General features: G+C 64.9%; 16 protein-coding genes and 2 tRNA genes. 7 read left to right on the plus strand and 11 right to left on the minus strand.

The features are described from left to right. Window position 1: 1 nt before the first annotated feature. The 10 genes from ABRP28_RS07195 to ilvD form a co-directional block, all read right to left on the minus strand. Window positions 2-1,054, minus strand: a complete 1,053-nt coding sequence (locus ABRP28_RS07195; protein ID WP_350002604.1) for a 3-isopropylmalate dehydrogenase — start codon at window positions 1,052-1,054, stop codon at window positions 2-4. A gap of 69 nt (window positions 1,055-1,123) precedes the next feature. Then, entirely contained in the window at window positions 1,124-1,903 is a 780-nt protein-coding gene (locus ABRP28_RS07200; protein ID WP_350002605.1) for a class F sortase, read from the minus strand. Window positions 1,904-2,413: 510 nt separating this feature from the next. Then, window positions 2,414-3,973 carry a methionine--tRNA ligase gene (gene metG, locus ABRP28_RS07205; protein WP_350002606.1) on the minus strand — a complete coding sequence of 520 codons (1,560 nt, stop codon included), beginning with the start codon at window positions 3,971-3,973 and terminating at the stop codon, window positions 2,414-2,416. 34 nt (window positions 3,974-4,007) lie between these two features. Then, window positions 4,008-4,763, minus strand: a complete 756-nt coding sequence (locus tag ABRP28_RS07210; RefSeq protein WP_350002607.1) for an ATP-binding cassette domain-containing protein — start codon at window positions 4,761-4,763, stop codon at window positions 4,008-4,010. Further along, the gene (locus ABRP28_RS07215) at window positions 4,760-7,555 is read right to left on the minus strand and encodes an FtsX-like permease family protein (RefSeq protein WP_350002608.1); all 2,796 of its coding nucleotides are present in this window, start codon (window positions 7,553-7,555) and stop codon (window positions 4,760-4,762) included. Before ABRP28_RS07215 ends, ABRP28_RS07210 begins: the two co-directional genes overlap by 4 nt. A gap of 209 nt (window positions 7,556-7,764) precedes the next feature. Beyond that, entirely contained in the window at window positions 7,765-9,354 is a 1,590-nt protein-coding gene (serA, locus tag ABRP28_RS07220; RefSeq protein WP_104184856.1) for a phosphoglycerate dehydrogenase, read from the minus strand. 126 nt (window positions 9,355-9,480) lie between these two features. Further along, window positions 9,481-10,506, minus strand: a complete 1,026-nt coding sequence (ilvC, locus tag ABRP28_RS07225) for a ketol-acid reductoisomerase (RefSeq protein ID WP_174178122.1) — start codon at window positions 10,504-10,506, stop codon at window positions 9,481-9,483. Between the two features lie 92 nt (window positions 10,507-10,598). Next, complete coding sequence (ilvN, locus tag ABRP28_RS07230) at window positions 10,599-11,111, minus strand: acetolactate synthase small subunit (protein WP_009356538.1); 513 nt, start codon at window positions 11,109-11,111, stop codon at window positions 10,599-10,601. A gap of 2 nt (window positions 11,112-11,113) precedes the next feature. After that, on the minus strand, window positions 11,114-13,021 hold the full coding sequence (locus ABRP28_RS07235) for an acetolactate synthase large subunit (RefSeq protein ID WP_350002609.1): 1,908 nt from the start codon (window positions 13,019-13,021) through the stop codon (window positions 11,114-11,116). 368 nt (window positions 13,022-13,389) lie between these two features. Further along, a complete protein-coding gene (gene ilvD, locus ABRP28_RS07240) occupies window positions 13,390-15,108 on the minus strand; it encodes a dihydroxy-acid dehydratase (RefSeq protein WP_350002610.1) in 1,719 nt (572 codons plus the stop codon). Window positions 15,109-15,374: 266 nt separating this feature from the next. Here ilvD and ABRP28_RS07245 point away from each other — a divergent pair, with 266 nt between their 5' ends. From ABRP28_RS07245 to ABRP28_RS07255, 3 genes are all read left to right on the plus strand, one after another. Continuing rightward, entirely contained in the window at window positions 15,375-16,514 is a 1,140-nt protein-coding gene (locus ABRP28_RS07245) for a hypothetical protein (RefSeq protein WP_350002611.1), read from the plus strand. A 160-nt stretch (window positions 16,515-16,674) separates the two neighbouring features. Beyond that, window positions 16,675-17,637 (plus strand): PQQ-dependent sugar dehydrogenase, encoded by a 963-nt coding sequence (locus tag ABRP28_RS07250; protein WP_350002612.1) that lies wholly within the window; start codon window positions 16,675-16,677, stop codon window positions 17,635-17,637. Window positions 17,638-17,751: 114 nt separating this feature from the next. Further along, window positions 17,752-17,827: transfer RNA gene (locus tag ABRP28_RS07255), tRNA-Lys, on the plus strand. Between the two features lie 247 nt (window positions 17,828-18,074). Here ABRP28_RS07255 and ABRP28_RS07260 read toward each other — a convergent pair. Then, a complete protein-coding gene (locus ABRP28_RS07260) occupies window positions 18,075-18,536 on the minus strand; it encodes a MarR family transcriptional regulator (RefSeq protein WP_350002668.1) in 462 nt (153 codons plus the stop codon). A 96-nt stretch (window positions 18,537-18,632) separates the two neighbouring features. Here ABRP28_RS07260 and bcp point away from each other — a divergent pair, with 96 nt between their 5' ends. The 4 genes from bcp (at window position 18,633) to ABRP28_RS07280 (ending at window position 22,069) form a co-directional block, all read left to right on the plus strand. Beyond that, a complete protein-coding gene (bcp, locus tag ABRP28_RS07265) occupies window positions 18,633-19,106 on the plus strand; it encodes a thioredoxin-dependent thiol peroxidase (protein ID WP_350002613.1) in 474 nt (157 codons plus the stop codon). 109 nt (window positions 19,107-19,215) lie between these two features. After that, a tRNA-Leu gene (locus ABRP28_RS07270) sits at window positions 19,216-19,297 on the plus strand. 255 nt (window positions 19,298-19,552) lie between these two features. After that, the gene (locus tag ABRP28_RS07275; RefSeq protein ID WP_350002614.1) at window positions 19,553-20,227 is read left to right on the plus strand and encodes a fasciclin domain-containing protein; all 675 of its coding nucleotides are present in this window, start codon (window positions 19,553-19,555) and stop codon (window positions 20,225-20,227) included. Between the two features lie 171 nt (window positions 20,228-20,398). After that, complete coding sequence (locus tag ABRP28_RS07280) at window positions 20,399-22,069, plus strand: ABC transporter substrate-binding protein (protein ID WP_350002615.1); 1,671 nt, start codon at window positions 20,399-20,401, stop codon at window positions 22,067-22,069. The last annotated feature ends 74 nt before the right edge of the window (window positions 22,070-22,143 follow it).

Below are 22,143 nucleotides of genomic sequence, written 5' to 3' on the forward strand. Positions count from 1 at the left end.
GTTAGAGCCCGGCGGCGATGGCATCGCCCACGGCACTCGTGCTGCGGGCACCGCCGTCGCGCTTTTCGACGTCGGCAACCACTGCCGCTTCGATCCTGCGGGCCGCAGCGGCGTAGCCGAGGTGGTCCAGCAGCAGGGCGGCGGACAGGATCGCGGCGGTGGGGTCGGCCTTGCCCTGGCCGGCGATGTCCGGGGCGGAACCGTGGACCGGCTCGAACATGGACGGCGCCGTGCGGTCCATGTTGATGTTGCCTGACGCGGCCAGCCCAATACCGCCTGTCACGGCAGCGGCGAGGTCCGTGAGGATGTCGCCGAAAAGGTTGTCCGTGACGATCACGTCGAAGCGTGACGGATCCGTCACCATGAAGATGGTGGCTGCGTCCACGTGCAGGTAATCGTGGGTGACATCCGGGAACTCGGTGGCCACTGCCTCAACCGTGCGCTTCCACAGGTGCCCTGCAAAGACCAGGACATTGTGCTTGTGGACCAGGGTGACGTGCTTGCGCTCCCGGGTGCTTGCGCGGCGGAATGCATCCCGCACAACACGCTCCACCCCGTGCGCGGTGTTCAGCGAGACCTCGGTAGCCACTTCGTGGGGAGTGCCCGCACGGAGCGTCCCGCCGTTGCCCACGTAGGGGCCTTCGGTACCTTCGCGGACCACGATGAAGTCGATGACGCCCGGGTTGGCCAAGGGGCTGCCCACCGTGCCGTAGAGCTTCGACGGGCGGAGGTTGACGTAGTGGTCCAGGCTGAAGCGGAGCTTGAGCAGCATCTCGCGTTCGATGATCCCCGACGGAATCCGGGTATCCCCGGGCGCTGCGCCCACTGCGCCGAACAGGATGGCATCCCGCGTGCGGAGGTCCGCAAGGACTTCGTCGGGCAGGGTCTCCCCCGTCGCCAGCCAGTGCTCGGCGCCAAGCTTGTAGTGCGTCTGCTTCAGCTCGACGCCCTCCGCCGCCACGGCCTTTTCGAGGACCTTGACTGCCTCGGCAATCACTTCGGGGCCGATGCCGTCGCCGGGGATAACTGCAAGATCGATGGAGGATGCGCTCATATTTTTAGGGTAGCCAAGTTATCCATATGCTGGTCAAACCGTCTCATTATCCGAACATGCGTGAAGGACTCACTGAAGTTCTGCCGGAGAAGGCAGCGCCAGTACTACCACGTTTTTGCCCTGTGGATCCTCCGTAAAGCAGCTGATCAGGACAACGCTGTTGGGCACGACTTCCCATATGGCGCTGTCCTTCAATGTCGCTTTTGTATGGATCGTCACCGAATCCACCTGGTACTCCAACGCACCAGCACCAGTGTGGACCGTCAGTCGGTCACCAGGGCGCGCAAACATGCTGAGGTGATTGAAAGGTGCATCACGTCCCAGCCAGCTATGGCCTACCACATAGGTAGTGTCCGTGGACCCCGCCCCAGGCGAGCCGAAGGACGCCAACCAGTATCCATCCATGGTCTCCGGCGGGACGAGGCTGCGGCTTGCCACGGACGCTTCGTCCGGAACAAATGGGTGGACCGGGATGTCCATGCGGGCAGCAGGGTAAGTAATGTGCAGCGGAGGCGAAGCAGGCGGTCCGGCAGCGACCTCCGGGATCAAGCCGGGATACGAACCAGCCGCCGAGGCTCCGGGCTCAGCGGCAACCGGCACCTCTGACGTCGGGCTGATGGCAGCGCTGCAATTGGCCAGCCCGCACACCAGCACCAACGAGCAGGCCGCCTTCCGCAGGGTCAGGTGCTGCGCCTGCCGATGTTCAGGTCGCATCATGAAACTAAAGCGTGGTGCGCCCTGGGTATCGGCTCCGCCAGAGAACGAAAACAGCGGCCGGAAGGATTCCGGCTGCTGCAGCCAGCCACATGGGGGCAACATGGTCGCGCTGACGCTCCACAGCGGTGTCAACGTTATATCCCTGGCTTCTGGGCTGGGCGGCCTTCGGGGCCGGAACCACCTCCGTGCCCTGACCTGGTGGGACTGGTGCGGTAGCGGTGACCAGGCACCCGTTCTTGTAAATGGCAACGTTCTGCGGTGTCATGTTCCGACCCTGCGGTTCGCCGTCGCTTATGCGGGTTGGAATGATGTCGGCTTCCTGGTTGCCATGGCCAGCTATGTTCATGGTCCAACCGTGCGGCCTAACGTATACCGGCGTGAATGTACCGTCACCATTTGCGTGGCAAATAAGGGTGCCCCCTTGAGTAGCCGCCGGAACAGCGTTCGCCGTAGCCACTCCCCCCGCCATGCCCAGACCTACCAGCCCAAGAACAACCATTTGCCGTAGCATGAATCCCCCAAAATTGTTTCACCACCGGGCGTAGCAATCCTCTGAAGGCTAAGCGACACCGGCTCTGAAGTCTACAGACCGCGTTGCCTTCCGGAATGGGTCCGGAAATGTCCGGTCAGCTACGCCTTTGTTCAGGCCCCGGCGGGCTCCTCGTACTTGGGGAAGACCGGGGACGGTGCGGGCAGTTCAGTACCCGCAGCAATCGGCGTTCCGATGGCGGAGAACTGGCGGGCCTCCCCTTCCGGCTGGCCGAGGGTGCCAAGGAGCGCCGCTGTTGCGGTCGGCATGACGGGCTGGGCAAGGATGGCCACGATCCGCAGGACTTCCAGCGTCACGTACAGCACGGTGTTCATGCGTTCGACGTCGGTCTTCCGCAGCACCCACGGCGCCTGCTCGGCGAAGTAGGCGTTGGTGTTGCCCAGGACGCCCCAAATCGCTTCGAGGGCGCGGCTGAACTCCTGCTTCTCGAATGCTGCCCGCGCAGCGTCGAGGAGCCCTGCGGCCTGCGCCAGGATGGCGTTGTCCTCTGCGGTGAACTCCCCCGGGACAGGCACCCTGCCGTCACAGTTCTTGGCCACCATGGACAGCGAACGCTGGGCCAGGTTACCGAAATTGTTGGCCAGGTCCGAGTTCATCCGCCCCACGATTGCTTCGTGGTTGTAGCTGCCGTCCGCGCCGAAGGGCACTTCCCGCAGGAAGAAGAAGCGCACCTGGTCCAGTCCGTACTGCGCCACGAAGTCCGCTGGAGCAACCACATTTCCAAGCGACTTGGACATCTTGACGCCGTTGTTGTGCAGGAAGCCGTGGATCATCACCCGCTTGGGCAGCTCAAGGCCGGCGCTCATAAGGAAAGCCGGCCAGTAGATGGCGTGGAACCGGGAGATGTCCTTGCCGATGATGTGGAGATCCGCCGGCCAGTACTTCCGGAATTTCTCCGAATCAACGTCCGGGTACCCCACTCCGGTGAGGTAGTTGGTCAGGGCATCCACCCACACGTACATGACGTGCTTGTCATTGCCCGGAACCGGGACGCCCCAGTCGAAGGTGGTGCGGCTGATGGACAGGTCTTCCAGGCCGCGCTTGACGAAGCTGATGACCTCGTTGAAGCGGTACTGCGGGGCGCCGAATTCGGGCTGGGCCTCGTACAGGGCAAGGAGCTTGTCCTGGTAGGCCGAGAGCCGGAAGAAGTAGCTCTCCTCAGCCGTCCAGGTCACCTCGGTGTCGGTCTCCTTGGAGTAGCGCACGCCGTCGTCCTTGACCACGGTGTCGTCCTCCCCATAGAAGGCCTCGTCCCGGACGGAGTACCAGCCCTCGTACTTGGACAGGTAAATGTCACCGTTCGCTTCCATCTTTTTCCAAATGGCCTGCGAGGCGGCGTAGTGGTCCTCGTCGGTGGTGCGGATGAAGCGGTCGTACGTGATCCCCAGGGCGGCGTGGGCGGCCTTGTAAACCTCGGCGTTCCGGTCCACCAGTTCCTTGGGGGTAATCCCTTCCTTTTCGGCCGTCTGGGCAATCTTCATTCCGTGCTCGTCCGTGCCGGTCAGGAACATCACGTCAAAGCCGTCCAGCCGCTTGAAGCGCGCCATCGCATCGGTGGCGATGTACTCGTAGGCGTGGCCGATGTGCGGCACGCCGTTGGGGTAGGTGATGGCCGTGGTGATGTAGAACGGCGTTTTCTCTGAAGCAGTCACGTGGAGGACGTTACCTTCGCTGGGGAGGGACGGGCTAGATGAGTTCGGTCAGGGTATCGCTGAGGCGGACCAGTTCGTGGTCGTGCGAGGCCACCAGCACGGCGATTCCGTCCGACGTGGTGTCCTTCAGGATGCTGATGATGCGGTTGGCCGAGGCACGGTCGAGGCTCGCGGTGGGCTCATCCACCACCAGGACCCGGGTGCCCAGGATCAGTGCCCGGGCGATGGCCACGCGCTGGCGTTCGCCGCCGGACAGCTGGGCGGGACGGTGCCGCATGCGCCGGCCCAGGCCAACGAGGTCCAGCAGGTCCTTGGCCATGTCCCGCCGCTGGTCCACCTCACCGTCGGGAACCGCCGGGAGGAGCACGTTCTCGAGGGCGCTCATGCCGTCGATCAGGGCGCCGCCCTGATCGACGTAACCGATCAATGCACGACGGCGGTCCGCGATTTCGTCGTCGCCCATGCTTTCGAGCGAATCGCCTTCCCAGAAGACGCGGCCCGACGTCGGCAGGGTGAGCCCCGCGCCGACGGTCAGGATGCTGGTCTTGCCGGAACCGCTTCGCCCGGCAACACAGTGCATCTCACCGGCATGCAGGGTGAGGTCAAAGCCTTCCACCACGCTGACTGCCTCCGCGCCGCCCTTGCCGCCGCCATAGCGGATGGTGATGTCGCTCAGTTCCAGCGGGGTGGCGTGGTCGGCGGCCTTGACGATGGTGTTGGCCCGGGTCTGCAGGGGGACTTCAGCGGAGCCGGACCTCCGGCTCCGCTGGACGTTGGTCGGGTTTGTCATTGGACCACTTTCGTTGCAATCGGTATCCAGCAAAGTACAGCCACGAGGCCTGCGACGCCCGCCCACAGTGCGGCGTAGGGGGCCAGGAGCAGGCCGATGCCCAGGGCGCCCAGCACGCCCAGGGGCAGGGCCACGGTTCCCACCAGCGCGTTCTCGAACAGCCGGACCTGGCGGAGCATGTCCGGGTTCCAGCCCATGGCCTCGAGGATGCCAAGGTACTGGCGCTTGGCGTTGAGTTCAAACCGCCCGGTGACCAGGGTGAGCACCAGGCCCACGGCCACACCGGCGAGGGCCAGGAGGATGCTGGGCAGGGCGACGCTTGCCGCGGCCAAACCGCTCAGGGCACTGGCGCCGGCGGCGCGGGGAATGTCGATGAGCAAGGCGATCAGGCCGCCCACTGCCGCCCCGAACACGCCCACAGCTACGGCCAGGGACAACGTGTTGAACTTGTTGGTGCTCAGCTGGCGGTTGGCGAAGGTCAGCGGTGAGTCCACCGGGATCAGCCGTTCATCATGCTGCGGTTCCTGGTCGATCTCGTCACGGTGGCGCAGCTGCTGCGCGGCGAAGAACGCCGCCGCCGCGTACAGCACCAGGACGGAGGCGGATACCAGGGCTGTGGAAAGGCTCCAGCTGGCCAGGCTCAGCACGATGCCGGCCACGGCCAGCAGGACCGCGCCAACGCCGAATTCCTCCAGCACCCAGCGGCGGATCCGGCCTTGGGTCCACCCCATGGCACGCAGGGTACCGGCTTCGCTCCTGCGCTTGCGGATGTAGCTCACCGTGGACGCGCCGGTCAGGAGGGCTGCGCCGCAAAGGGTCAGGAAGAGCAGCGTGATGTTGGTGCCGGACAGCGATCCGGTGACGGCTTCTGCGGCGTTCTGCCGGACCCAGGACTGCTGGACGGTGCCCAGGGCAGATTCCTTGCCGGCGTCGTCCTTGCTGTATCCCGGGACGAAAATGCTGGCGTCCTCCCGCGCGGAACCGGCCACAATGGTGGCTTCCAGGCCCATCGCGCGGATGTCGCCGGCCAGTTGTTCGACGTCGGGCTGCGCTTCCTTCCAGCTGCCGGGCGCCTTGGCACGGACCCTGACGGCATCGATCACGCTGGCGTTTTCGGTGTAGCCGCGGGCAGCAGCAAGTCCGTAGTAGTCGGTGATGGCGCCGGCGGACTGGCTGGCGAGCCCGGTGGCGCTGAGGGAGGGTTCAAGTTCCGTGGCGGGGACTTCGTTGCCCGCGGCGTCCTTGACCAGAGTGAACGGGGTGGGATCGTAACCGCCCAGGGGCAGCTTGTTGACGTCCCCGGCGGCCGCGGCAACGGCCGAGGGGTCGAACGTGCCGTACACCATGGCCAGCGGGGCAGCTGCCTGCTCCCCGGTTTCCAGGTTCTCCCGGTAGGAGCGCTCATCCACGGGTTCGCGCTGGGTCTGGTCAACGGGCGCGCCGTTGGCGCCCTTCTCGGGAAGCCGGTTGACGGTGACCCACTCGCCGGGCACTGCGGTCTTTTCCTCGGCGCCGTTGGCGGCTGCTTCCCCGTCGGTGTACTTGGGCGCCGCGGCGAAGTCGGTGCTCCAGGTGGCGGGATTGTAGAGGCCCTGGTTGAAGTTGCCGGTGCTGCCGAGCAGTGAGGAGTGGTCCGTGGAACCCGGCCAGGAGAGGACGAAGGGTTCCTTCGAGACGAACGGCAGGTAGTCCTTGTCCAGGGACCGTGAGACGGTGCCGACGTCCTTGACGACCTTTCCGGCGTCGTCGATCTCCTCGATCTTGACGTTGTACTTCAGGTCGATGGAGGTGCCGGACCGGACGATCAGCGGAATGGCCTGGGAGTCATCCGTCAGCTGCCCGTTCCGCTTGGCCTGCTGGTACTGGGTCATCAGCGGCGCCCAATACTTCAGTTTGACGCCGAGGAAATCCGGCCCTTCCTCCAGCTCGTCCAGGCTGATGCCGTTGGTGAAGAGTCCCTCAAGGTAGCGTCCCACAGCGCCGGCACCGCGGGCGTCGCCCGGCGGTGCCTTTTCCAGCGGGGACAGGAAGTCGCCCGCGGAGCCCAGGAGGGCGCGTTCGGCAGCCGGATCGACGGCGACCACGGATTCCGTTATTTCGGGGGCCATGGGCAGAGAAACGGATAGGTTGAAGAGGTTGTGTTCGGAGCCGCCGGCCGGGGCGGGGAACTTGATGCCGGTTTCGTCAGCGGGCGCTGCGATGCGGATGCTGCTGCCGCCGGCGGCCTGCTCCTCCACGAGCCTGGCCTTGCCAAGGGTGCCCTCGGCGGTGGACTTGAACAGTGTCTGCTCGGAGACGCCATCGGAGCTGACTGCGCTGGCCGTCAGGCGGTACTTCCTGCTTTCATCGCCCAGGACCGACTCGGCCGCAGGCCACTGGTCCGGGGCGGTTGCCCCGGCGGCCTGGTCCGCGGTGGCGGTGCCGGCGAGCCCGGCGTTGTAGCCGAGGTAGTCCATGGCATCAAGGCGCGGGGATTCAAGGTTCTGGGTGACGCGGGAGACCAGGCTGATCGGGGCTGCCACGGAGGTTCCGGAGAGCTTCCTGATGGCCTCCAGCTGCTCGAAGCTGATCCCGCCGGTGCCGTTGGCAATCTCGGGCTGCATGAGCGAGCCTGAGGGCGCCTTGGCTTGGACCAGGACGTCGTAGAGGCCCCGTGAATTTTCGTCCACGGTCCTGTTGAGCGCGGCCTGGGACTGGCTTTGGACAAGGACCGACAAGCACATGGCTGCGATCAAGATGGCCGCGGTCAACAGCAGCACTTTGCTTCTGATGAACCTCTGGACGGCGTTCATGGAACTCCCTGAAACCTGGATTGCGTGCGCACATACGCGCCCCGCCCATGCGGACATGGACGGGGACGGATGTGCAAAAGGTATTGGCCGGCCTGCCGGCCCGGTCCCGAATCAGGACCCAGCCATTGTAAGCAGACCGGCCAATCATACGTGGCGGTGCCGGGACTCGCCGAGGGGCGGCCGGCCGTACGGTGTTTCCCGGGTGGGGGCTAGTCTTCCAGGTCCACTTCACGCACCATTTCGGCACCGATGCCGGCCTTGATGGCGTCCAGGACCTGCTGGGGCACGGAGCTGTCGATGGTCAGCAGCGCGAGCACCTGGCCGCCTTCGTCAGAGCGTGCCACCTGCATGCCGGCGATGTTGATGTTGTTCATGCCCAGGATGTGGCCGATGGTTCCGATCACGCCGGGACGGTCGGTGTAGGCCACCACCACGAGGTGCTCACTGATGGGGATTTCAACTTCGAACCCGTTGATGCCCACCAGCTTCTGGATCTGCTTGGGGCCGGTCAGGGTGCCGGCCACGGAGATCTGGGTGCCGTCGCTCAGGGCGCCCCGGAGGGTGAGGACGTTCCGGTACGACTCGGTTTCAGGCGTGGTGATCAGGCGGACGTTGATGCCCCGCTGCTCGGCGATGACCGGCGCGTTGACGTAGGAGACCTGCTCGGTCACAACGTCCGCGAAGATGCCCTTGAGGGCGGCCAGTTCCAGGACCTTGACGTCGAGGGAGGAGATCTCACCGGCAACTTCGACGTCGAACTGGGTCAGGGAGGCATGCGTCAGGGCGGTGAAGATCCTGCCGAGCTTCTCGATCAGCGGGATGCCGGGACGGACATCGGGGGCGATGACGCCGCCAGCCACGTTCACGGCGTCGGGAACCAGTTCACCGGCCAGGGCAAGGCGGACGGACTTGGCGACTGAAACGCCTGCCTTTTCCTGTGCTTCGTCCGTGGATGCGCCGAGGTGCGGGGTGACCACCACGTTGTCCAGCTTGAAGAACGGGAGGTCGGTGCTGGGCTCCTTGGAGAAGACGTCCACGCCGGCGCCGGCGATTTCGCCGTCCTGCAGGGCCGTGAAGAGAGCTTCCTCGTCCACGAGCCCGCCGCGGGCCACGTTGACCACGTAGGCGGTGCTCTTCATCTTTTTGAAGGCGTCCGCGCCCAGCATGCCCACTGTCTCCGGCGTCTTGGGCATGTGGATGGTGATGAAGTCTGCCTGGGCCAGGAGCTCGTCCAGGGTCACGAGCTGCACGCCGAGCTGTGCCGCACGTGCGGAGGTGATGTAGGGATCGTAGGCGAGGATCTTGGTGTCAAAGCCCTTCAGCCTGGCGGCCACGAGGGCGCCGATCCGGCCCAGGCCGATGATGCCGATCTTCTTTTCGAAGAGTTCGATGCCCGTGTACTTGGAGCGCTTCCATTCGCCGTCCTTCAGGGCTGCGCTTGCCTGCGGGATGTGGCGGGCCAGGCTGAGGATGTGGCCAACGGTGAGTTCAGCTGCCGAAACGATGTTCGAGGTGGGGGCGTTGACCACCATGACGCCGGCCTGGGTGGCTGCCTTGATGTCCACGTTGTCCAGGCCAACTCCCGCGCGGGCGATGACCTTGAGGTTCTTCGCAGCGGCGATCGCCTCGGCGTCCACCTGCGTGGCCGAGCGGACCAGGATCGCGTCAACGTCGCCGATGGCGGAGAGCAGCTGGGAACGGTCGGCGCCGTCGGTCTGGCGGATCTCGAAGTCCGGGCCCAGGGCCTCGACGGTGGCGGGGGAAAGTTCTTCGGCGAGCAGTACTACGGGTTTTGACACGGCTGATCCTCTGCGTTGCAGTCCGGGGGATAAAACAAGTCTAGGCCGACGGAAAGGCCGGGCTCACATTGTTAAGTGTGAACCCGGCCTCACAGTCTGTCTTTATAACGGCACGTTGAGCCAGCCTTAGCGGGCTGCGGAGCCTTCGACGTAGTCCACGTCCTGCTGCTGCCAGGCGAAGAGGGAGCGCAGTTCGCGGCCAACAGCCTCGATGGGGTGCTGCTCAGCCTTGGCGCGCAGTGCCTTGAACTCCACGCCGCCGTTGTCCTGGTCCTCGATGAAGCGCTTGGCGAAGGCACCGGACTGGATGTCGGCCAGGACGGCCTTCATGTTTTCCTTCACCTCGGGGGTGATGACGCGGGGACCGGAAACGTAGTCGCCGTATTCCGCGGTGTCGGAAACGCTCCAGCGCTGCTTGGCAATGCCGCCTTCCCACATGAGGTCAACGATGAGCTTGAGCTCGTGGAGGACCTCGAAGTAGGCGATCTGCGGCTGGTAGCCGGCCTCGGTCAGGGTTTCGAAGCCGTACTGGACCAGCTGGGACACACCGCCGCACAGGACGGCCTGCTCGCCGAAGAGGTCCGTTTCGGTTTCTTCGGTGAAGGTGGTCTTGATGACGCCGGCGCGGGTGCCGCCGATTGCCTTGGCGTAGGACTTGGCCAGGTCCCAGGCGGAGCCGGTGGCGTCCTGCTCGACGGCGATGATGTCCGGGATGCCGCGGCCGGCTTCGAATTCGCGGCGCACGGTGTGGCCGGGAGCCTTCGGGGCAACCAGGATGACGTCAACGCCTTCCGGAGCCTGGATGTAGCCGAAGCGGATGTTGAAGCCATGGGCGAAGGCAAGTGCCTTGCCGGGCTTCAGCTTGTCCTTGATGGAGTCGTTGTAGATCGAGCGCTGGTGCTGGTCCGGCGCCAGGATCATGATGACGTCGGCCCATTCGGCGGCGTCGGCAACGTTCTTGACCGTGAAGCCTGCGTCCTCGGCCTTGGCGATCGACGTCGAGCCCTCCTTGAGGGCGATGGCAACCTCGACGCCGGAATCGCGCAGGTTGAGCGCGTGGGCGTGGCCCTGGGAGCCGTAGCCAACAATGGCTACCTTGCGGCCCTGGATGATCGACAGGTCGGCGTCGTCGTCGTAAAACATTTCAGTCACTTGCGTAACTCCTCTTGAGTGGGTTGTAGATAGGTGTCTTTGTGGTGCGGTTGCGGGCGTTGCCTGCTGCCGGGCCGGGCCCGGGCAGCTTCCTAGGCGGAACGCAACGCCCTGTCACTCATGGAGCGGGATCCCCGTCCAACGGCCAGGGTGCCGGACTGCACAATTTCGCGGATGCCGAAGGGCTCCAGCACTGAGAGCAGTGCTGCAAGCTTCTCCGGGGTACCGGTTGCCTCGATCACCAACGAGTCTGTGGACACGTCGACGACGGCGGCACGGAACAGGTCTGCAGCCTGGGTCACCTGCAGACGTGTCGCGGCATCCGCACGTACCTTGACCAGGATGTGGTCTCGCTGTACGGAAGATTCAGAAGTCAGCTCAACGATCTTGATGACGTTGATCAGTTTGTTGAGCTGCTTGGTGACTTGCTCGATCAGGTCGCCGTCCGCATCGACGACGACGGTCATCCGGGAAATGCCCGGTACCTCGGTGGGGCCAACAGCCAGGGAGTTGATGTTGAAGGCACGGCGGGCGAAGAGGCTCGCGACGCGGGTCAGGACGCCGGGCTTGTCTTCAACCAGGACGGACAGTGTGTGGCGGCTCATGGTCAGTCCTCTTCTTCCCATTCCGGGGTCATGTTGCGGGCAACCTGGATCTGGTCGTTGCTCACGCCGGCGGGCACCATCGGCCACACCATGGAGTTCGGGCTCACCACGAAGTCGATGACCACCGGGCGGTCGTTGATTTCGAGTGCCTTCTGGATGGTGGCATCGATGTCCTCGTCGCGTTCACAGCGGAATGACGCGCAGCCGTAGGCCTCCCCCAGCTTGACGAAGTCCGGGATGCGGACGGTGTCGTGGCCGGTGTTGAGGTCGGTGTTTGAGTACCGGCCCTCGTAGAAGAGGGTCTGCCACTGCCGGACCATGCCCAGGGAGGAGTTGTTGATCACCGCCACCTTGATGGGGATGTTGTTGATGGCGCAGGTGGCCAGTTCCTGGTTGGTCATCTGAAAGCAGCCGTCGCCGTCGATAGCCCAGACCACGCGGTCCGGCTCGCCCACCTTGGCGCCCATGGCCGCCGGAACCGCGTAGCCCATGGTCCCTGCTCCGCCCGAGTTCAGCCAAGCGTGCGGACGCTCGTACTTGATGAACTGCGCTGCCCACATCTGGTGCTGGCCCACGCCGGCAACGTACACGCCTTCGGCCCCGGTCAGGGCACCGATGCGCTCGATGACGCGCTGCGGTGCGCTGAGCCCGTCATCGGGTTCGGTCCAGCCCAGCGGGTAGGTCTCCTTGAGGTTGTTCAGGAAGGCCCACCAGGTGGTGAGGTCAGGGGTTCCGGATGCCTCGAACTGCGTGCGGACGGCTTCGGTGAGCTCAGGAATGATTTCCTTGACGGACCCGACGATGGGCACATCCGCCGTGCGGTTCTTTGAGATTTCGGCGGGGTCGATGTCGGCGTGGATAACCTTCGCCATGGGGGCGAAAGTCTTGAGGACACCGGTTACGCGATCATCGAACCGGGCACCGAGCGTGATGAGAAGATCGGACTGCTGCAGGGCAGTCACGGCCGAGACTGTGCCGTGCATGCCGGGCATTCCCATGTGCTGGGGGTGTGAGTCCGGGAAGGCGCCCTTGGCCATCAGCGTGGTGACCACCGGGGCTCCGGTGGCCTCGGCCAGTGCCAGCAGTTCCGCCGAGGCGTGCGCCTTGATGACACCGCCGCCGACGTACAGCACGGGCTTGCTGGCCGCGGCAATGAGCTTGGCCGCCTCGCGCACCTGCTTGTTGTGCCCGCGGGTAACCGGGCGGTAGCCGGGCAGGTCGATCTTGGGCGGCCAGGAGAAGGTCATCTGCCCGACCTGGGCATCCTTGGCCACGTCCACGAGGACAGGACCGGGGCGTCCGGTGGAAGCGAGGTGGAACGCTTCGGCCATGACGTGGGGAATGTCGTTGGGATCGGTCACCAGGAAGGAGTGCTTGGTGATGGGCATGGTGATGCCCACAATGTCGGCTTCCTGGAACGCGTCGGTTCCAATCACGCCGCTGGACACCTGGCCGGTGATGGCCACCAGCGGAACGGAGTCCATGTGGGCGTCCATGATGGCGGTAACGAGGTTGGTGGCGCCCGGGCCCGAGGTGGCGATGCACACGCCCACCCGCCCGGTCACCATGGCGTAGCCTTGCGCGGCGTGGCCGGCTCCCTGTTCGTGACGGACCAGCACGTGGTTCATGCTCGAGGCCATCAAGGGGTCATAGGTGGGCAGGATTGCGCCACCGGGCAAACCGAAAATATCGTCGACGCCGAGTTCTTCGAGCGAGCGGACAATAGCTTGCGAGCCGGTCATCACCGTTGGGGGTACAACGTTGTTCGGCCCAAGGACAGGAGAGGCGGCGGCAAGGTCGGCGGCGACGACGGCCTGCTCAGCCGTCCGGTCGGCGCGTTCCGGAGCCTTGGTGGCTCCAGCGGACTTAGTAGCCATCAGCGAGGGGCTGATCGGCGATCCTTTGCTCATCGGACTCTTCCTTGTGGATCATCTGTGGTTCGTGGATACTGCGGGAAATAAAAAAACCCCTCAGCCTGGCGGCTCTTCGAGGGGTTGCGCGTGACGGTTCGTTACCCGGGGCTAATGTGCCACGCGCTTGGTAAGGACGACGACGATGCCGGTAACGAAAGTCATGCGTTCAGTTTTCCCTCTGGTGTGACGGGTGTCAACGAGGCACCACCCGATCTCACCATGTGGACATCATTGTCCACGGAATGATCCTACCTCGCGGTGGGATCAGGCCTGCAGCTGATCACCCGGCCCGGAAGGGCTTAATAAGGGTGATGCCGCGGGGCCCCGTGCGTGAGGCGCCCAGCGCCTCACGCACGGGGAAGGCATCAACCGCAGTATGCGCCCGTGCTGGCGCTGTGCACCAGCTTGGCGTACTTGGCCAGCACACCCTTGGTGTACCTTGCGGGCAGGGGCTCCCAGCCCACCTTGCGGGCTTCGAGCTCAGCCTCGTCCACCAGCAGGTCGAAGCTGCGGGCGGCGATGTCCACGCGGATCCGGTCACCGTCCTTGACGAAGGCGATGGGGCCGCCGTCGACCGCTTCCGGCGCCACGTGGCCGATGCACAGGCCGGTGGTGCCGCCGGAGAACCGGCCGTCGGTGAGGAGCAGGACATCCTTGCCAAGGCCTGCACCCTTGATGGCACCGGTGATGGCCAGCATTTCACGCATGCCGGGGCCGCCCTTGGGCCCTTCGTAACGGATCACCACGACGTCGCCGGCTTTGATCTGGCCCTTGTCCAGCGCGTCCAGGGCACCCTGCTCGCGCTCGAACACCCGGGCGGTTCCTTCGAAGACGTCGGCGTCAAAGCCTGCGCTCTTCACCACGGCGCCTTCGGGTGCCATGGTGCCGTGCAGGATGGTGATGCCGCCGGTCTTGTGGATGGGGTTGTCCAGCGCGCGGAGGATCTTGCCGTCCACGTCCGGCGGGTTGATGGCGTCGAGGTTTTCGGCCACGGTCTTGCCGGTAACGGTGAGGCAGTCGCCGTGCAGCAGGCCGGCGTCCAGGAGTGCCTTCATAATGACGGGCACGCCGCCGATCTTGTCGACGTCGGTCATCACGTAGCGGCCGAAGGGCTTGAGGTCGCCCAGGTGCGGGATCTTGTCCCCGATCCGGTTGAAGTCGTCCAGCGTCAGCTCGACTTCGGCCTCGCGGGCGATGGCCAGCAGGTGCAGGACGGCGTTCGTGGAGCCGCCGAAGGCCATGGTGACGGCGATAGCGTTCTCGAAGGCCTTCTTGGTCATAATGTCGCGGGCGGTGATGCCCTTGCGCAGCAGGTTGACCACTGCCTCGCCGGACTTGCGGGCGAATTCGTCGCGACGTCGGTCTGCCGAGGGGGGCGCGGCCGAGCCGGGCAGGGACATGCCGAGTGCCTCGCCGATGCATGCCATGGTGTTGGCCGTGTACATGCCGCCGCAGGCGCCTTCGCCCGGGCAGATCGCCTTTTCGATGCGCGTCAGGTCTTCCATGCTCATCTTGCCCGCAGCACATGCTCCGACGGCTTCGAAGGCATCAATGAGGGTGACTTCCTTTTCGGAGCCGTCCTCAAGCTTGACCCAGCCGGGCATGATTGAGCCGGCGTAGAGGAACACGCTGGACAGGTCCAGGCGGGCTGCTGCCATGAGCATTCCGGGAAGGGACTTGTCGCAGCCGGCCAGCAGCACGGATCCGTCGATGCGCTCAGCCTGCATCACGGTCTCTACGGAGTCGGCAATGACTTCGCGGGAAACCAGGGAGAAATGCATGCCTTCGTGGCCCATGGAGATGCCGTCGGACACCGAGATGGTTCCAAACTGCATGGGGAAACCGCCGCCCGCGTGCACGCCTTCCTTGGCGCCCTGCGCGAGCCGGTTCAGGGAGAGGTTGCAGGGAGTGATCTCGTTCCAGGAACTTGCCACACCGACCTGGGGTTTCGCGAAGTCGTCGTCCCCCATGCCGACCGCCCGGAACATGCCACGTGCGGGAGCCGCGTGGATTCCGTCGGTTACAACCCGGCTCCGGGGTTTGATGTCAGGCGTGTTCTCGGTTGCGATGTGGGTGTCACTCATAGGGGAAAGTCTATGGCTCCGCCGAACGGCCCAACGACAGATCCGGGACGTTTAGGTCCAAAAAACCGAAAATTTCAATCAGATGATGGACACGTATCTCACATAATGAGATGAGCCGGGGATGAGCCCTCCGGCTGTGGCGCAGCTGACGGATGATCGGCAACCTGCACGGACACTCCTGAAGCTCCCCTCAATCTGGACAGTTGTGACCGCCGGACGTAGCGTCAGGGAAAGTACACCTCGCCATCCGGACTGAAGGGCTTGCCATGGATTTTGTTTTCTGGATCATTTTGCTTGTTGTCATAGTGGGCGTCGTATGGTGGCTGCTCAAACGGAGCAGTTCAGCCAAGGCGCCGGGGGCTTCCACGGCGGAGCGGACCCGGGCGGACGGAGCGCTTTCCGACGGCAGCGCCGCGGCGTCCGCTGAAGCAGCCGGCACCACCGGCATCGCCGGGGCAGCAGGCTTCGGCCGTCCCGCCGAACCTGCGGCTCCCACCACGGCCGACGATCACGTGGTGGCCGCGGCGCCGGCCCCGGCAACGGATACGGACCGGACCGCGGGCACGAAGGAGCGGGAGGAGTCCGGCCCGGCCTCCCCGGCAGTTGCGGCAAGCGGCACGTCAGCGGCGTCCGAAACCAGCGCCGCGCCGGCTGCGTCCGGCCAGGACGCCCGCCGCCGGGACAACGAAGAGTGGGAAACACAGTGGTCGGAGGCTTCGGGTTCCTCCGTTGTTGCCCCCGGCGCGGAATCCAGGGGTGGCACCTCGACGGGTGGTGTTCCCACCCATGCAGCCCAAGTAAATCCGGCCGGAGGAAGCGGCGTACCCGCTGCCACGGGACAGCAGGCTGAACCAGCGGCAGTGCCGAATGCGGAATCCCACCGTGCCCCGGTCCACCACCCCGAGTACACCGAGCCCCACGCTCCAACGCTCCCGGGCGCAGAAACAGCCGCAGTGGAGGGCATTGACGACGCCGGGACGGCAGCACAGGCTCCGATGCGTACGAGTTCCGGCGCACGGCAGCCCGAACCCGAGGACAGCTCAACGGCACCCGCAGCGCCCGGCATGATGTCGGGACACGCCGCTACCACTGAAACCGCGGACCGCACCCAGTCCTCTGCTTTGGTGGAAACCGGAGCGGACCGCACCCAGCAGCCCCCGGCGGCGCCGGCAACCGAACCCGCGGGCCACCTTGCAGCGGACGAGCCCTACGGCGCCGGTTCGGCGGCCGCCGGAGCAGACGGCAGCGGACCTGACGGATACACCGTGAAGGGTGATGCCGGGGCCATGGTCTACTACGAGGAGGGACACCCCGACTATGAACCTGTCCGGGCTGACGTCTGGTTTGAATCGGAGGCGCATGCCGAGGCAGCCGGCTTCCGGGCTCCTCGGCGCAGGCGCCTCTAGTCGAGGACCGGGCCGGTCAAGCCAGGCCTTGCCCGGCCTCCACAAGCGTTTTCCTGCTGCCGCTGCGTCCTGCCTCGCTTTGCTTCTGGCAGGCTGCACGGGCGGACCCGGCGCCGGGCCGACCGGAAGTACCTCCCTTCCGGAGGCAAGGGAGGTACGCGTGCCGGATGTCGCCGAACGCCTTGAACTTCAACTGGACATCCCATGGTCCGCCGTGTTCCTGCCGGATGGAACGGCCATCATCTCCGAGCGCAGCACCGCCCTGCTCAAGGCTGTGCCGGCAGGAAGCAGGGACGCCGTGGCACTCGGCGAAGTTCCTGAGGTGGCCGCCGCCGGCGAGGGCGGCCTGCTGGGGCTTGCGCTGTCCCCCGGCTTTGCGTCCGACCGATACCTGTACATGTACTACACGGCACGCGAGGACAACAGGATCGCCAGGGCGAGGGTGCAGGAATCCGGCGGCGGTGCACTGGCCCTGGGCGAGCCCGAGACCATCTTCACCGGCATCCCGAAGGCCAACACCCACAACGGCGGCAGGATCCGCTTCGGCCCGGACGGTCTCCTGTACGTGGGAACGGGCGACTCCCAGCGCAGGGACCAGCCCCAGGACCCCCAAGCCCTGGGCGGCAAAATCCTGCGGCTGACGCCCAACGGAGGTCCCGCGCCGGGCAATCCCTTCGGCAACGCGGTCTACAGCCTGGGCCACCGGAACGTCCAGGGACTCGCATGGGACAGCGCAGGACGGTTGTGGGCCAGCGAGTTCGGCCCCGACGTCAATGACGAACTGAACCTCATTGTCCCCGGGGGAAACTACGGCTGGCCTGCGGTGACCGGCGCACCCGGCCGCCCCGAGTTCCAGGACGCAAAAGTCGTATGGCCTTCAACGGCCGATTCCTCCCCCAGCGGGCTGGAGATCGTGGACTCCACCGCATACCTGGGGGCGCTTCGGGGCCAGCGGTTATGGACGGTTCCCCTGGAAGGTGCTGAAGCCGGGACGCCTGTGGCCCATTTCACACGCCAGTTCGGCAGGATCCGCGACGTCGTCCGCACCCCGGAGGGCGGATTCTGGCTGCTGACCAACAACGAAAACCCTGATTTCGTGCTGGTTTTGCCCCCATCCGCGTGAAGCGGGAGCCGGCCGGGACGCCGATTTCACATGGGCAAAAAGTTCGTGTAGAGTTTCATGTCGTTGCGGAGGTCAACGGGGAAAGAAAAGCCCGATGACCACAGCAAAGAAGATGCACCTCTAGCTCAATTGGCAGAGCAATTGACTCTTAATCAATGGGTTCCGGGTTCAAGTCCCGGGGGGTGCACCACTGGGAAAACAGCCTCCGGCTTGCGGCAACGCGAACCGGAGGCTGTTTTGTTGTGTCCGCTATCCGGCCGCCCTGCCCATCGGCTTCCGCAACAGTCTTCCTGTTTAACCTTCCCGTTTAGCCTTGCCATATTGTTCACACTCCTGCTCCGGCCCCCGGGCACCCGCGGCGGCAGATGTGGCGGCAACAAAAAAGCGTGGCCCCAGCTGTGAAGCTGGGGCCACGCTTGGGCGTCAAGACCGCCGGTTTAGCGTGTTGACGGCGAATTCTCCACCAATGCCCCGTCGCCGGGAGAATTGGCAAACTGGCTGGCGAGTTCCCGCACCACTGCCTGGAGCTCCTGCCGCAGCAGGTCCGGATCGATCGAAGCTGAGGCCAGCACGGACCGCTCCATTTCCACCGCCGCAGCAACCGCTTCCTTGCCCTGCTCGGTAAGCGACACGACGTGGCTCCTGCGGTCCGAGGTGCTGCGGACCCGGACAATGTGTCCGTGGGCCTCCAAACGGCTGAGCGTCTTACCCATTGTCTGCGCCTGGACGCGAACGTATTGCGCGAGCTGGGCTTGCGTCATGGGGCCCTGCGCATCCAGGACCTCGATGGCGATAACCCCGGCGTGGGTGAGGCCGATGGCGCCGAGTTTTTCGTTCCAGGAGTGTTCGACGAGGCGCGCGGCAGTGGACAAGAGGCGCCCCGTGGGCCAGTGATCCATATCAGGCATAGCAGCCAGTATAGCCAAGTGGGGATTAGCGCTGGTTCCCGGCGCTTACTAGGCTGGTGTGTCCCGCCTGCAACTAGGAGAAAAACATTGGCTGAAAGACTTGTTACCGGCGACGACGCGCCCGGATTTACCTTGAAGGATTCCGCAGGCACCGACGTCAGTTTGTCCCCGCGTCCTGGCCGCCACACGATTGTGTATTTCTACCCGGCAGCCGCAACGCCTGGCTGCACCAAGGAAGCGTGTGACTTTCGGGACAACCTGGCCTCCCTCCAGTCAGCAGGCTACGACGTCGTGGGCATCTCTCCGGACCCCGTGGAGAAACTCGCCAAATTCGCAGCCAAGGAAGACCTGAGCTTTCCTCTGCTCTCGGACGCGGACCATGCAGTTGCCGAGGCATACGGCGCCTGGGGCGAGAAGAAGAACTACGGCAAGACCTACGAGGGGCTCATCCGCTCCACCATCGTTGTGGACCCGGACGGGAAGGTTGCGCTGGCCCAGTACAACGTGAGGGCCACCGGCCACGTAGCCAAACTTCGGCGGGACCTGGACCTGGACGCCTGAGAAGGCACCGCTGCCAGCGGCCCCTACCTAAGGTCCTGCCGCAGCGACGCTACAATGGACACTGGCATCCGCCGTCGGGCCTTTTTGGGCAACAACGGCCGGAAGCCCTGCGCGAGTGGTGAAATTGGCAGACACGCAGGATTTAGGTTCCTGTGCCTTCGGGCGTGGGGGTTCAAGTCCCCCCTTGCGCACTGCATGGTCCCCCGGCTTTGGCCGGGGGACCTTTGCGTTTAACGTCCCTTCCGCCGCGTCCCTTCCGCACTGGCACAGAGGGCTGATTCAGCTCCCGTCGAAAAACTCCAGGGAATTTACCCATCCGCATCCTGCCGCCGGCCGAATAGACAGTGAGACACCAGCCAAGGGCAGGTGGCCACCAGCAAGTTTCGAAAGACGCCACAGGCACCACGTCCGCGGCGGGTAATTGCCACAATCAAGGAGAAACCGACATGCAGACCATCAAGCGCACAACCTTCACCGTCGCAGGCGTTGCAGCAGCAGCCCTTCTCAGCCTGACTGCCTGTGGCGGTTCCGCGGGCACCACCGCTTCATCCGCCCCTGCAGCCGAGCCGTCCGCGTCCAGCATGGCCCCCTCGCCCTCGGCCAGCGCCTCTGCTGCCGCCATGGACCCGGCCGCCAACCTGGTTGGCCCCGGCTGTGCCGCCTACGCCGAGCAGGTTCCCTCAGGCGCAGGCTCGGTTGAGGGCATGGCCCTGGACCCGGTTGCCGTCGCAGCATCCAACAACCCGATCCTCACCACCCTCACTTCAGCAGTGTCCGGAAAGCTGAACCCCAAGGTGGACCTGGTGGACACCCTTAACGGTGGCGAATTCACGGTCTTCGCACCGGTGGATGACGCTTTCGCCAAGATCGATGCGGCCACCATCGAAACTCTCAAGACGGATGACGCCCTCCTGAGCAAGATCCTTACCTACCACGTGGTTCCGGGCCAGATCACTCCTGACATGATCGCCGGCACCCACGCCACCGTCCAGGGCGGCAGCGTGACCGTGACCGGCAGCGGCGACGAGCTCAAGGTGGATGACGCCAACGTAATCTGCGGCGGCGTGCAGACCAAGAACGCAACCGTCTACCTGATCGACTCGGTGCTGATGCCCAAGTAAGCACCAGGCAGGTCTTTCCTTCCGGTAAAGCCGGGGGCCGTCCGGAGGGACGGCCCCCGGCTCTTTGCCACGGCGGGTCCTGCCGGGTCCCGGTAGCTTCAGGCAGCGTCTACTAGACTGGGCTCCGGTCCGCACGCGGCGGAACCGGCAAGATCCCGAGGTGATAATCGAGTGCCCAGCAGTACATCGCGGCGGACGGTCATCAAGGCCGGCGCTGTTTTCCTGGCCCTGGGCGTGACCTCGTGCACCGCTGTTCCATCGCCCTCGCCGACATCCGGCTCCCCCAGCACAACCGCCGCCCCCGAGCCCGCCGCTGCCTTCAATTTCGGAACAGCGGCCCAGCCGTTGGGCCTGGATCCTGCCCTTTCCAATGACGTTGAGTCCCAGCGCATCACCCGCCAGATCCTCGAAGGACTTGTGGGCGTGGACCAGGTCACCGGGAAACCCACGCCACTGCTCGCAACGGAATGGACCGAATCCAACGAAGGCCGCTCCTACACCTTCAAGCTCCGGACCGACGTCCTGTTCCAGGACGGGACCCCGTTCAACGCCGACGCCGTGTGCACCAACTTCAACCGATGGTTTGCCTTCTCCCCCGAATTACGGCGGCAGGCCCCCGGCAGCTCCTTCAAGGATGTCTTCAAGGCCCACTCGGACGAGCCGGAGCTTTCCATCTTCAAGAGCTGCACAGCCATATCGGCGGACACTGTGCAGATTGACCTCACCCAGCGTTTCACCGCCTTCCTGCAGGCCCTCACCCTGCCTGCCTTCGCCATCGCCTCGCCGGCCGCCCTCGCCGCGGGCACGGCCGAGGTCCTGGACCAGAACCGCGGCGGCCAGCCCGTGTCCGTCTTCGGGACCAGTCCGGTGGGGACCGGACCGTTCAGCCTGGCCTCCTGGGACGAGGGAAGTGTCACCCTGGCCACCAACACCTCCTATTGGGGAGAGCGCGGCCAGATTGCCACCATCAACTTCGTCGCCTACGACCACCCGCAGGCGCGCCTCCAGGCCCTGCTGGACGGCAAGATCGACGGCTACGACGCCGTCACGGTGGGCAACTTCGACCAGCTGGTGAAACGCGGAAAGCAGATTGTCCAGCGTGACCCGTTCTCCGTCATGTACGTGGGCATCAACCAGGACATCCCGGTGCTCCAGAACCTCAAGGTTCGGCAGGCGATCGAAATGGCGATCGACAAGGAAACACTGATCCGCCGGTTCTTCATAGACAACACTGCCAAGGCCACACAGTTCGTCCCGCCCAAGATCAGCGGTTTCAACAACGACGCCCCGGAGCTGGGCCACGATCCCGCCAAGGCCAAGGAATATCTCGAAGAGGGCGGGTATGCCGGTGAGGAGCTGAAGTTCTACTATCCCTTGAACGTCACCCGCCCCTACCTGCCCACACCCGAGAAGGTGTACGCCGAGATCAGCCGCCAGCTCACAGCCGTCGGGATCAACATCCGGCCCGTTCCGGTGGACTGGGCTGACGGCTATCTGCAGAAAGTGCAGTCCCCCGGCGACCATGCGCTCCATCTCCTGGGCTGGAACGGCTCCTACTCCGACGCCGACAACTTCGTGGGACCCCTTTTCGGTGAGAAGAACGGTGAATTCGGCTACCACGATCCCCAGGTCTTTTCGAAAATCAACCGGGCGCGGGGGCTTCCGGAAGGGGAGGAACGGGATGAGCAATATCACACCATCAACGCCCAGATCGCGGCCACCGTCCCGGCCGTCCCCGTTGCCTTCCCCATCTCCGCGCTGGCCCTCTCCGACCGCGTACTGAGCTATCCGGCCTCCCCGGTCTTAAATGAAGTTTTCACGAAGGTGCAACTAAAGCCTTGACGGAGCGGTCCAATTTCAGTATGTCCGCTGCCCGGGGATATTCTGTGACAGCCAGAGCCGCTGCAATCGGAGAC

It is taken from the genome of Pseudarthrobacter sp. WHRI 8279 (assembly GCF_040224115.2).
GTDB lineage: Bacteria > Actinomycetota > Actinomycetes > Actinomycetales > Micrococcaceae > Arthrobacter.